Below are 12,162 nucleotides of genomic sequence, written 5' to 3'. Positions count from 1 at the left end.
TGCTCATCTTGTTGCCGTGCGCCTGGGCGCACTCAGACCGGTCATTCTACGGTGTCATACGACCAATGGGGAATCATCGTGCCATATGCCGCTCTCATCCGCGGCTCGCCGGGCCTCGTATCTCGGGCGATGTAGCGAAGCGTTTGATCTGGCAGCTGAATTGCTGGTACATACCTTTACTGGTATATTCGAGCGCAGTGAGATGGGCCTTCTCTATATGCCCGATCATCGTCTCCGCAGCCCTGTCACAGCGGCCGGAAAAACGGCGCACCCGGCACTTCAACAAGGTGCTTCACGCCGGCGGAGAGGGTCAGATGGCCCGCAATGAAGCAACGCGCACCGACATCAGCACCGTGCAGGTCACGCAAGCACCCTGTTGTCATCTACCCTGTCGGTAGCGTGCTGTCCCGCGCATCGCACCTGTCAATCACAGGCAGCGAAGGCCGCCCCAAGGACAGTCATTCGCGGCCAGTGGCCAGACCAACAGCTGACGCAAAACATCGATGTCGCTCAGGTCTCACAGGACCTGATGACGATATCAGCGGGCGCGGAACGCATGACGCCGCGCGCCGCAGCGCAATCGCCCTTCGAGCCTTCGTTGCAGACTCCACGAGATGATGTCGCGGGAGCCCGAAAGCCGCCTGCGCAGGCAAGACAGCAAGACGCCCAGTCATTCATGGGCCAACGACACAAGACCGCTCGGGCATGAAGCCCGGGTAATCATTCGATATCCGTGCCGAAGGCCGGCGTCGATGAATCGGCAAATGCCAGGTGTTAGGGAAGAGACCGCAGGGCCGGAGGAGTACAAATCCCCGCAACACGTCCTGCCTCTTCCAAGTACTCAACATGATCATGCCGCATGTGGCCCGTCCACGGACTTGCCTGCATGCGAAAAACGCATTCCACGACATGCGCTGAGCACAACACGAAGCGGAAAACGGTTCCTCGTCGCCGACGCACAATGCGGCTGCCCTTCGGCACGCCCAGTCTAGCGAGACGACATGAAACGGATGCTCATCAACGCGACCCAGCCGGAAGAGCTGCGCGTCGCACTGGTCGACGGACAACGCCTTTACGATCTCGACATCGAGTCCGGCGCCCGCGAACAGAAGAAAGCCAATATCTACCGCGGCAAGATCACCCGCATCGAGCCCAGCCTCGAAGCCTGCTTCGTCGACTTCGGCGCCGAGCGCCACGGCTTCCTGCCGCTCAAGGAAATCTCCCGCGAGTACTTCTCCAAGGACCCCGGCCAGGGCCGTCCCAACATTCGTGAAGTGCTCAAGGAAGGCCAGGAAGTCATCGTCCAGGTCGACAAGGAAGAGCGTGGCAACAAGGGCGCAGCCCTGACCACCTTCATCAGTCTGGCCGGCCGCTTCCTCGTGCTGATGCCCAACAACCCGCGTGCCGGTGGTATCTCCCGCCGCATCGAGGGTGAAGAGCGCGCTCAGCTGAAAGAAGCGATGAACAGCCTGACCCTGCCGGACAAGATGGGCGTCATCGTGCGCACCGCCGGCATCGGCAAGAGCGCCGAAGAGCTGCAGTGGGACCTCGACTACCTGGCCCAGGTGTGGGACGCGGTGACCAAGGCCGCCTCCAGCCGCCCTGCCCCCTTCCTGATCTACCGTGAATCCAACGTCATCATCCGTGCCATGCGCGACTACCTGCGCAATGACATCGGTGAGGTGCTGATCGACTCTCCGGAAGTCCAGGAAGAAGCACTGTCCTTCGTGCGTCAGGTGATGCCGAGCTACCAGCAGAAGATCAAGCTCTACGAAGACGACGTGCCGCTGTTCTCGCGCTTCCAGATCGAATCCCAGATCGAGACCGCCTACCAGCGTGAAGTGAAGCTGCCCTCCGGTGGCGCCATCGTCATCGACCACACCGAAGCCCTCGTCTCCATCGATATCAACTCCGCTCGCGCCACCCGCGGCAGTGATATCGAGGAAACCGCGCTGCAGACCAACCTGGAGGCCTCCGACGAGATCGCCCGCCAGCTGCGTCTGCGCGACATTGGCGGCCTGGTGGTGATCGATTTCATCGACATGACGCCGGCACGCAACCAGCGTGAAGTCGAGAACCGTGTGCGCGACGCGCTCAAGATCGACCGCGCTCGTGTCCAGATCGGTCGCATCTCACGCTTCGGCCTGATGGAAATGTCGCGTCAGCGTCTGCGCCCGTCACTGGGCGAGACCAGCGGCGTGGTCTGCCCGCGCTGTGACGGCCAGGGCACCATCCGTGACGTGCGCTCCATGGCGCTCTCCATCATGCGTCTGATCGAAGAAGAGGCCATGAAGGAGCGCAGCTCGCAGATCCGCGCCATCCTGCCGGTGCCGGTCGCGACCTACCTGCTCAACGAGAAACGCGCCACGCTGTTCGACATCGAACGTCGTCAGGGCGTGAATGTCGTGCTACTGCCGAACCCGGAGCTCGACACGCCGCACTACGAAGTCGTGCGTCTGCGTGATGACCACGTCGATGAAGACGGTGCCGACAAGTCCAGCTTCGAGCTGTCCGTCGAGACCGAAGTCGGCAAGGAACCGGATCCGAACTTCGACAAGCCGCCGGCGCGCACTGAAGCAGCCGTCAAGAGCGTGTCCCACACCACGCCTGCCCCGGTTGCCGCACCGGAAGCCCCTGCCGCAGCGCCCGCCGCAGTAGCCGAGACCGCTGACAGCAGCAATGACAGCGATAGCCGCAACGGCAACGGCAAGAACAACGGCAATCGCCGTCGCAACGGCAACGGCAGCAGCAACGGTCGCAACCGCCAGGAGTCGCGCAACGAGTCTCGTAATGACACTCGCAGCGAAGGCCGCAACGACAGCCGTCAGAGCTCGCGCAATGACAACCGTCAGGGCAACCGCTCGAGCCAGGGCAATGACACCCGCGCTCAGGCCAGCAAGCAGGAAGTCGTGACACAGCCTTCAGCTCAGACTCCCGCCAGGACTGCCGCTCCGGCCGCCGGTGGCGGCCTGCTGTCGCGCCTGGCCCGAGGCTTCAGCCGCCTGCTCGGCAATGACAGCGACACCGCCGTGCCGGCCAAGTCCAGCGAAGCCCGCAAGGCACTGGAAAAGGCCCGCGAGCGTCGCGAGACCGTCAGTGAAGCCAGCGCTCCGGCAGCGGCTCGCAACGACTCCCGCAATGGCCGCAACGCTGAACGCAGCAACGACCGCAGCAACGACGGCCGTGGCAACGAGCGTGATGACAACCGCAAGGATTCCCGTCGTCGCAATGACAACGCGTCACGCAACAACGACGGCGAGTCACGCAACAGCGGCAACGATTCCCGCGGCAACGACGCTGACAGCAACAGCCAGAACGATGGCCGCAGCAACAACAAGCGTCGTCAGCGCAACGACCGTGGCAACCGTCGCAAGTCCAACGAGTCGCGTCAGGACAGCCAGCAGGAAATCGTCACCAACGACAGCAAGCCACAGGCCGAACCGGAGCAGACGCCGCAGGCTGACAACAGCCCGAAAGCCGAAGCCAGGAGCAGCGACAGCCAGAACGCCAAGGCCGACAACGCCAGCAAGCGCGATTCCGGCAAGCGCGGCGACAAGCCGGCACGTGGTGAAAAGCCGGCCAAGACTGACAAGGCCGAGCAGGTCGACAGCAAACAGGCACGCGAGTCCATCAAGGCAGCCGAACAGGCCGAGCAGGTGGAACAGCAGGTCAGCAGCGAAGACCAGCAGACCCGCAACAACCCGCGTGTTCGCAGCCGTCAGCATGCTCTGAACCCGCAGGCGGTCGAAGAGCAGAAGTCGCTCAAGGCCATGACGCTGGCAGGCCCGCAGGCCACCGCTGCTCCGGCAGCCGCTACTTCGGCAGCCGCTGCGGTGCCGGCCATTGCCGAGGAAGGTGCCGAAGCCGTCAGCGCCACCACCGCTGCCCCGCAGGCTGAAACCAGTGCTCCGCAGGGTGAAAACAGCACCGCTGCACAGGACGCGCCGGCCAGCGCCGAGCAGTCTGCCAGCGCAGACCTCACGGCTGCCGTTGCACCGGAAGTCAGCGAGCCGAGCAACGAGGCGCTGAAAGAGACGGTAGCCCCTGAGTCAGCGGCATCCGATGCGCAAGCGTCTGAGTCTGAACCAGCGACAGCGGAAGTGCCCGAGCCGGTCGTCGAAGCACCTGTCGAAGAGGCGTCCGAAGCGCCTGTCACTGGCGCTCACCAGGCGCAGAAGACTGAGCAACACGCCGCCCAGCGCACTGAGCAGCACGCCGTCCAGCAGCCAAGCGTGCACCAGCCGCAGGCCAGCGAAGCTGACGACGCCGTCGACACGCCGGCCGTCACCGCGGCAGAAGTCGCGCCGGAAGCCGCGGCCGATGAGCAGTCGCTGAAGGAAAGCGTGACCAGCGAAGCCGCTGTGCCTGAAGCACCAGCCGTCGCCGAGCAAAGCGTCCAAGCACCGGCCGCCGAAGCGCAAGCTGCCGAGCAGACCGAAGCTCAGGCACCTGTCGCTGAAGCAGAGGAAGCGATCGCCGCTGAAGCCGACACTGCCAGCCAGCCTGCGCAGCCTGTGGCGGAAGAACCTGCCGTGGAAGACGCTGCCGTGGAAGACGCTGCCGCTGAACAGCCTGTACAGGAGACCGCGCACGAAGAGGCTCCTCAGCAGACTGAGACCAGCGAGGCGAAGGTGACGCAAAGCGCTAGCGCTACTGAAGTGGCCAGCACTGAGATTGAGCCTGCTGTCAGCACTGAGCGCACCGCAGATACTGTCGCTGAAGCTGCGGAAGGCGCTCAATCAGCTGAAGGCTCTGATGCTACTGCTGAAGGTGCCGAAAGCGCCGTCAACGTCAGCGCCAGCGTCGAGAATGCGCCGGCCGAGACAGCGTTCGCGACTGCCGAGCGTCACGACAATGTCGCCGTGGCGCAAGCCGTGAGCGACGACTCCCACACAGGGGAAGTCGCTGACAGCGAGCAGAATCAGGCACCGAGCGAGCAAGGCGAGATGACAGCGGCAGAAGGCGTGCAGCAGGACAGCACGCAGCCAGCCACCGAGACCCGCCGTCGCCGTGGCGAACGCGCCTACAACGATCCGCGTGAAGTGCGTCGTCGTGAGCGTGAAGCTGCCGAACGTGCTGCCGCACAACAGGCCAGCGCAGAGACTCAGGACACGACCGCTCAGGATGACAGCAACACGTCTCACTGAGTCCTGAGGCTGGCGCCCTGCCCCTGCCGTCGCTCTGCCGCCCCTTTCAGCCACCAGCGCTGAAGGGGGCGACAGAAAGGCAGCAAGACAGGGCCTAGCCAGGGTCTATGCCAAGGTCTGCCAGCCGCTCCCGTTGAGCAGCAAGTCAGAACCAAGCACTGAAAACAAGAACGCCCCGCAGGCTTGCCTGCGGGGCGTTCTTGTTTTCAGTGCTTGCCATTTTCAGCGCTTGGAGTGCGCGCCTTCACTTCAGCGCAGGTCTCGTGTGCACAACTCTGGGCCTCAGCCCTCGGGCATCACCCTTCAGGCATCATCCCAAGCTCCCGCGGCTCCTGCTCGAGCCAGACACCGAAGCGGGTGTGGACGGCCTCACGCACCTCCTGCGCCAGTGCCAGCAGCTCCGTGACGGCACCCTCGCCGAAGTGCACCAGCACCAGCGCCTGCTGAGCATGCACGCCGACATGGCCTCTGCGCGCGCCCTTGAGACCACATTGATCGATCAGCCAGCCTGCTGCCAGCTTGATGCTGCCATCGGCCTGCGGGTAATGCGGCAAGCTCGGGAAGCGGGTCAGCAGCGCCTGGGCCTCGGCCCCGGGAAGCTGCGGATTCTTGAAGAAACTGCCGGCATTGCCCAGTTGCGCGGGGTCGGGCAACTTTTCACTGCGCGTGGCAATCACCGCTTGGGCGACCTGCAACGGCGTCGCCTCCTCCCCTTGCGGCAGCGCCGCACTGACACGCTGGGCGAGATCACCATAACCGAGCCGAGGCGACGCCTGGCGCGATACCTGCAACTCCAGGCGCGTGATCAGCACGCGATGCTCAAGCACGCCCTTGAAGATGCTGTCGCGATAGCCGAAACCGCATTCCTCGCGATTCATCCACCGGCAGCTGCCATCTTCCAGCGACATGACTTCCAGGCGCAGCAGATGGTCTGCCAGCTCGACGCCATAGGCGCCGATATTCTGGATAGGCGCCGCACCGCAGCATCCGGGAATCAAGGCCAGGTTCTCGTAGCCCCACCAGCCGGCGGCGGCCAGCTCCATCACCAGGGCATGCCAGCACTTGCCGGCCTCGACGCAGACCGTGGCCGTCAGGCCGTCTTCTGCCGGCGTGATGGCGACCTCGTCAAAGGCCGGGCGCATGACATGGGCATCCAGCCACGGCAGCAATACCAGATTGCTGCCGCCGCCGATCACCACCAGACGCTCACCAGCCTGCCGGGAGGCCAGCACCTGCGCCCTGGCCGCCTCGATGGTGTGTGGCTCACTCAGGGCGCGGGCACGCGCCGAGAAGCCCAGCGTATTGCAGCCATCCAGCGCCACCCCCTCACGTTGCGAGGTGTCGCCAGCGTTCTGATCAGTGGATACCTGAGTCATGAGCGCGCCCGCGCCGTGGTCGCCGCAGGCAGTGCCGCAATGAGCGCCTCGCAGGCCACATCGATCAGGTCCAGCACACGCTCGAAGGCATCGGGGCCCCCGGTGTAGGGGTCCGGCACCTCACGACTACCCGCTGCCAGCGCGGGCAGCGGGGTCGGCAGCAGGTCCAGCAGGCGACCGATCAGCGTCTGATCACCACTGTTGCTGCGCGCAGCCAAGGCACGGGTATCGGCAAGATTGGCGTCGTCCATCACCAGGATCAGATCGAAGTCGTGAAAGTCCTGCTCGCACAACTGACGGGCACGCAGCGTGCTGATGTCATGTCCGCGCTTGGCCGCATGCGCGATGGCACGCGAATCAGGCTGACCGCCGACATGCCAGTCACTGGTGCCGCAACTGTCCACCGTGACGACCTGATCCAGGCCATGGCGCGTCAGCGCCGCACGCAACACGCCTTCGGCACTCGGCGAGCGGCAGATATTGCCCAGGCACACCATCAGGATGCGCTCCAATGGCGCCTGACGCTGGGCCAGTTGCTCAAGAAGCTCGCTCATCAGGCCTCTCCGCTCTCGCTGCCTGCCGCTGCTTGCGCCAGCCAGGCGCGCACGCGCTCGAGATCTTCAGGCGTATCGACACCGGCCGGATGCGCCGTGCAGGCAATGGCCACCTGGATGGCATGACCATGATGCAGCGCGCGCAGCTGCTCGAGCTGTTCGAGCTGCTCCAGCGGGGCCGGCAGCCAGTCGACGTAATCGGTCAGGAAGCTGGCACGATAGGCGTAGAGGCCGATATGGCGCAGCCAGGAATCGGTGGCCAGCATGTCCGGTGGCGTGGTGAAGTGCTCGCGGTCCCACGGGATAGGCGCACGCGAGAAGTACAGGGCACGCCCACGCAGGTCACGCACCACCTTGACCACATTGGGATTGAACAGGCTGTCGACGCTGGCGATCGACTCCGCCAGCGTGGCGATCGAGGCGCCCTCGTCTTCCTCGAGACGCACCGCCACCTGATCGATCAGCGCCGCCGGCAGCAACGGCTCATCGCCCTGGACGTTGACCACCAGGGTATCGGGGGCCAGCGCCAGCAGCATGACCACCTCGGCAAGACGGTCCGTCCCGCTGGGGTGATCGGCACGCGTCATCACCACCTCGGCCCCGAAGCCTTCACAGGCCTCACGGATGCGCTCGTCATCGGTGGCGATCACGACCCGGCTGGCCTGACTGGCGCAGGCATTGCGCCAGACGTGCTCGATCATCGGCTGGCCATGAATGTCCGCCAGGGGCTTGCCCGGCAGGCGTGAGGAGTTGAAGCGCGCCGGAATCACGACCACGAAGCCGGACTCGCCCTCTGAACGGCTGTCGTCTGCCTGCCCCTGCTGCAGAAGGTCACTCATCAGCCGCGGCTCCCCTTGAGCTTCTCGTCGGCATCCATCTGGCGCGCTTCTTCTTCCAGCATGACGGGAATGCCGTCGCGTACCGGATAGGCGAGGCCATCGTAGAAGCACTTGAGCTCGGCGTTCGCCGCATCATAGGTCAGCTTGGCCTGACACAGCGGGCAAACCAGTAGCGCGAGCAGTTCCTTGTCCATCGAGACATCTCCGGAATAACAGCAGAAAAGAAAGAAAATTCAGCGATCAAGCACTCAGAGCGCCTCAAGGCGTTTGGCGAGCCAGTCCACCAGCGCCTGGTCCGGACGCGCCTCGACATCCAGCGCCCAGCAGCGCTCATTGGCGAAGCTGCGACACTTGACGGCGTCCTTGGCGGTCATCACCACGGGCAGATTGTCGGAAAAGCGCAGATCCGTCGGCGTGAAACGATGGTGGTCCGCCAGCGGACGCGGCAGATGCTCGACCCCGAGGTTGGTCAGGGTACGGAAGAAGCGCTGCGGATTGCCGATACCGGCCAACGCATGCACCTGACCACTGAACGGCAACTGGTGGGCAGGATAGCGCACGTCGTCGATCAGGTGGCGCCAGTGGACCGGCGTCAGCTTCATGCAATGCGATTCCACCGGCAGGCGCGAGCAGTCGATGACACCGTTGGAGATCACCGCATCGACACTGGCGAGGCGCGACAACGGCTCGCGCAGCGGCCCGGCGGGCAGGCAACGCTGATTGCCGAAGGCACGCTCACCGTCCACGACCACCAGCTCGATATCGCGCCCCAGCGCATGATGTTGCAGGCCATCATCGGAGAGCAGAATGTCGCAGCCTGCGGCAATCAGGCGCCGCGCCGCGCTCGGGCGATCCGGGTCGACCGCCACCGGCAGGCCCGTCTGCTGGGCAAGCATCACCGGCTCATCGCCGGCATGCTGAGGATCGGTATCGGCCTGCACGTAGAGGGGATAGCGCGGCGAATGCCCGCCGTAGCCGCGCGAGATGATGCCCGGGCGCCAGCCCTGCTCGCTCAACCAGCGCCCCAGCCAGGCGACCAGCGGCGACTTGCCGGTACCACCGACGGTGATGTTGCCGATCACGATCACCGGCACCGGCGCCTTCCAGACCTCACGCTTGCCGGTGAGATAGGCGTTGCGCTTGCGCGCCACCACATTCTTGTAGACATGTTCCAGCGGGCGCAGCAGATGAAGCCAGCCGGCGCCGCGATACCAGGCGTCTACCAGTCGTTCACTCATGCGTCTGCCGTCTCCCGAAACTGGATGCGATGCAGCGCGGCATAAGCACCTTCCTGAGCAATCAATGATTCGTGGGTGCCGTCTTCGATGATCTCGCCATCATCCATCACCAGGATGCGGTCCGCCTTCTCGATGGTGGACAGACGGTGGGCGATCACGAAGGTTGTCCGGCCCTGACACACCTCTTCCAGCGCGCGCTGGATATAGCGTTCGGATTCGGTATCCAGCGCCGAGGTGGCCTCATCCAGCACCAGAATCGGCGAGTCCTTGTAGATGGCACGCGCGATGGCGATACGCTGGCGCTGACCACCGGAGAGCATCACGCCATTGTCGCCGACGATGGTGTCGTAGCCTTCGCTCATGCGCTCGATGAATTCGTGGGCATAGGCCGCACGCGCCGCCTCTTCCACCCGCGCCTTGTCGACCTCGCCGGTGCCGTAGGCGATGTTGGCGGTCAGGTCGGCATTGAACAGGGTGACATTCTGCGAGACCAGCGCGATCTGCTGACGCATCGGGCGCAGCTTGTAGTCCTCGATGGCGACATCATCGATCAGGATGCGGCCGGTGGTCGGTGCGTAGAAGCGCGGCAACAGGCTCATCAATGTCGACTTGCCCGACCCCGAACGCCCGACGATGGCGACCATCTGCCCCGGCTTCACCTCCAGATCGATGCCCTTGAGCACCTCCGGCTGATGGTCTGCATAGCGGAAGTGGACATTGTCGAAGCGCACACGGCCCTCGAGGCGACCCTCGGGTACCAAAGTGCCGTTGTCCGGCTCTGCCGGCGTATCCAGCAGACCGAACAGTTCTTCCGAGGCCGCCATGCCCTTCTGGATCTCGCCGTTGACTTCGGTCAACTGGCGCACCGGCTTGGCCATCATCGAGGCGGCGGTGATGAAGCCGACGAACTCACCGGCGCTCATGCCGGCCATCAGTTCCGGCGCCATCGCCAGCCATACCAGCGTGGCCAGCGCCACGGCGATCAACAGCTGGATGACCGGCGTGGCGGTGGCCTTGGTCAGCGCTTCCTTCATCTTCTGCTCGCGGTTGTACTCACTGACCGCCGCGAAGCGTGCCTTCTCGTAATCCTCGGCACCGTGGGTACGCACGACACGATGGCCGGACAGCGCCTCGGAGGCCACGTGGGTCACCTCGCCCATCGAGCCCTGGATACGCTTGGAGAGCTTGCGGAAGCGCTTGCTGGCATAGCTGACCACCCAGCCGATCAGCGGCGTGACCGCGATGAATACCAGTGTCAGCTTCCAGTTGGTCCAGAACAGATAGCCCAGCAGGCCGAGCACGAAGAAGCCTTCGCGCAGGATGATGGTCAGCGCCTTGGTGGCCGCGCCGGTGATCTGCTCGACATGGTAGGTGACGCGCGTGATGAGATGGCCGGTGGAGTTCTCGTCGAAATAGCGCCCCGGCAAGTGCAGCATGTGGTTGAACACCGTGGTGCGCAGGGTGTGGACCACGTTGCGCGCCACATCACTCATGCAGTAGGTGCCCAGGAAGGTGCCGACGCCGCGCACGGCGAACATGCCGATCACGAACAGCGGCAGGAACAGTCTGAACTGGGCGTCAGGATTCTGAATGCCGTCGATCAGGCGCTTCATCATCTCGGCCAGCGCCGTACTCGAGGCACCGTAGATGATGTAGCCGACGACGGCGGCCAGAAACATCTTCCAGTACGGGCGAACATAGCCGAGCAAGCGGCGGTAATGAATCCAGGTGGAGTCGCGACTCACGGGGTCTCCATAGACTTGGGCGGCGCCCTCATGGGGCATCCGGTGATGATGATTCCGTCCCGATACGCGTACTGATGCGCACACGGGTGATACCCACTTCAGCGGCGGCGTCCAGCGCCGTGACCACCTTGGCGTGGGGCGTGCGGCCATCGGCTTCGAGGATCAACCCGAAGCGATCTGCCTGGTCCTTGTACTGCGCAAGTTGCGCTCCCAGTTCATCCTCGCCGAGGCTTGCCTCGCCGAGCGTAAAATCACCTGACGCCCCGATGCTCAGGATCAAGGGCGCCTGCTCTACCGCGCTGGCCTGACTGGACTGCGGCAGGATCAGGTCCAGCGCTCGACGGCTATCGAAGGTGGTCGAGACCATGAAGAAGATCAGCAGCAGAAACACCACGTCGATCAGCGGGGTGAGATTGACCTCCACCGACTCACGCTGGCGACGCGGAAACCTCATGACGGCCTCCCGGCACCTGCCCCCTTGCCATCATCGCCACCATAGGGGTCATCGGCGTCACGACGCATGTAGGCCGGCAAGTCTTCCGGCAGGCGCTCATGGGGCTCCGGCACCTGACCGGGGCGCTGGCCCGGGCGACGGTCGATGCCGTCATGGCTCTCGGCCAGCCCGAGCTCGCCCTGGTGGTGCGAGATATACTCCACCACCTGCCCTGCCTGCTCCTCCATGTTGACGGTGATGTCCTCGACACAGCGCTGGAAATAGCGATGGAACATCAGTGCCGGAATCGCCACCGTCAAACCGGACGCCGTCGTCACCAGCGCCTGGGAAATCCCGCCGGCCAGCTCCTGGGCGCGCTCGGCGCTGCCCGCATCGACGATCACGGCGAAGACGTCGATCATGCCGACCACCGTGCCCAGCAGCCCCAAAAGCGGCGTGATGGCGGCGATGGTGCCCAGCGGACTCAGGAAGCGTTCCATGTCATGGATGACGGCCACGGCCGACTCCTGCATGCGCGCGCGTACCTGCTCATTGCCCAGGCGCGCATTGCGCAGCCCTGCCGCCAGCACGTTGCCCAGCGGCGAATGACTCTCCAGCCAGTAGACATTGACCTGTCCCTGGCTGATCAGTTCACACACCTGCTGTCCCAGGCCCTTCGGCGCGATGCGTCGACGACGCAGCGTCCACAGGCGCTCTAGGATGATGGCCAGTGCCACGACGGAACATCCGAGGATGGGGAGCATCAAGACTCCCCCTGCGTACAAGGCTTCCAGCATGTGACCTCTCCCTTGGTCTCGATGCCTCTGCGG

9 protein-coding genes are annotated in these 12,162 nt (G+C 64.4%); 1 reads left to right on the top strand and 8 read right to left on the bottom strand.

Annotated elements, in window-relative coordinates:
• Positions 1–1,001 precede the first annotated feature (1,001 nt).
• A complete protein-coding gene (rne, locus tag R2R70_RS01225) occupies positions 1,002–5,147 on the top strand; it encodes a ribonuclease E (RefSeq protein ID WP_410977003.1) in 4,146 nt (1,381 codons plus the stop codon).
• Positions 5,148–5,443: 296 nt separating this feature from the next.
• Here the strand turns inward: rne and murB are convergent, their stop codons facing one another.
• From murB to R2R70_RS01185, 8 genes are read right to left on the bottom strand one after another with little or no spacing between them, the layout of a single operon-like run.
• Positions 5,444–6,523: a UDP-N-acetylmuramate dehydrogenase gene (gene murB / locus R2R70_RS01220; RefSeq protein WP_410977002.1), complete on the bottom strand. Its 1,080-nt coding sequence runs from the start codon at positions 6,521–6,523 to the stop codon at positions 5,444–5,446.
• Positions 6,520–7,077, bottom strand: a complete 558-nt coding sequence (locus R2R70_RS01215; protein WP_107335338.1) for a low molecular weight protein-tyrosine-phosphatase — start codon at positions 7,075–7,077, stop codon at positions 6,520–6,522. The genes murB and R2R70_RS01215 overlap by 4 nt, the downstream gene beginning before the upstream one ends.
• Positions 7,077–7,916, bottom strand: coding sequence for a 3-deoxy-manno-octulosonate cytidylyltransferase (gene kdsB, locus R2R70_RS01210; RefSeq protein WP_410977001.1), 840 nt, complete (start codon positions 7,914–7,916; stop codon positions 7,077–7,079). Before kdsB ends, R2R70_RS01215 begins: the two co-directional genes overlap by 1 nt.
• On the bottom strand, positions 7,916–8,110 hold the full coding sequence (locus R2R70_RS01205) for a Trm112 family protein (protein WP_043331901.1): 195 nt from the start codon (positions 8,108–8,110) through the stop codon (positions 7,916–7,918). The genes kdsB and R2R70_RS01205 overlap by 1 nt, the downstream gene beginning before the upstream one ends.
• 54 nt (positions 8,111–8,164) lie before the next feature.
• The gene (gene lpxK / locus R2R70_RS01200) at positions 8,165–9,154 is read right to left on the bottom strand and encodes a tetraacyldisaccharide 4'-kinase (protein ID WP_054555010.1); all 990 of its coding nucleotides are present in this window, start codon (positions 9,152–9,154) and stop codon (positions 8,165–8,167) included.
• The gene (gene msbA, locus R2R70_RS01195; protein WP_225347686.1) at positions 9,151–10,899 is read right to left on the bottom strand and encodes a lipid A export permease/ATP-binding protein MsbA; all 1,749 of its coding nucleotides are present in this window, start codon (positions 10,897–10,899) and stop codon (positions 9,151–9,153) included. Before msbA ends, lpxK begins: the two co-directional genes overlap by 4 nt.
• Before the next feature lie 28 nt (positions 10,900–10,927).
• Positions 10,928–11,353 (bottom strand): ExbD/TolR family protein, encoded by a 426-nt coding sequence (locus R2R70_RS01190; protein WP_043331906.1) that lies wholly within the window; start codon positions 11,351–11,353, stop codon positions 10,928–10,930.
• Positions 11,350–12,129, bottom strand: coding sequence for a MotA/TolQ/ExbB proton channel family protein (locus tag R2R70_RS01185; RefSeq protein WP_082388116.1), 780 nt, complete (start codon positions 12,127–12,129; stop codon positions 11,350–11,352). The genes R2R70_RS01190 and R2R70_RS01185 overlap by 4 nt, the downstream gene beginning before the upstream one ends.
• Between the last annotated feature and the right edge of the window lie 33 nt (positions 12,130–12,162).

Source organism: Cobetia sp. SIMBA_158, from assembly GCF_046566945.1.
GTDB lineage: Bacteria > Pseudomonadota > Gammaproteobacteria > Pseudomonadales > Halomonadaceae > Cobetia > Cobetia amphilecti.
The sequence above is the reverse complement of the archived record's forward strand: the minus strand, read 5'-3'. Positions and strand labels throughout refer to the sequence as shown.

Coding starts and splice junctions, on each gene's coding strand:
- murB (WP_410977002.1), bottom strand. CDS start 6,523: ATGACTCAGGTATCCACTGATCAGAACGCTGGCGACACCTCGCAACGT.
- rne (WP_410977003.1), top strand. CDS start 1,002: ATGAAACGGATGCTCATCAACGCGACCCAGCCGGAAGAGCTGCGCGTC.
- R2R70_RS01190 (WP_043331906.1), bottom strand. CDS start 11,353: ATGAGGTTTCCGCGTCGCCAGCGTGAGTCGGTGGAGGTCAATCTCACC.
- R2R70_RS01205 (WP_043331901.1), bottom strand. CDS start 8,110: ATGGACAAGGAACTGCTCGCGCTACTGGTTTGCCCGCTGTGTCAGGCC.
- kdsB (WP_410977001.1), bottom strand. CDS start 7,916: ATGAGTGACCTTCTGCAGCAGGGGCAGGCAGACGACAGCCGTTCAGAG.
- R2R70_RS01215 (WP_107335338.1), bottom strand. CDS start 7,077: ATGAGCGAGCTTCTTGAGCAACTGGCCCAGCGTCAGGCGCCATTGGAG.
- R2R70_RS01185 (WP_082388116.1), bottom strand. CDS start 12,129: ATGCTGGAAGCCTTGTACGCAGGGGGAGTCTTGATGCTCCCCATCCTC.
- lpxK (WP_054555010.1), bottom strand. CDS start 9,154: ATGAGTGAACGACTGGTAGACGCCTGGTATCGCGGCGCCGGCTGGCTT.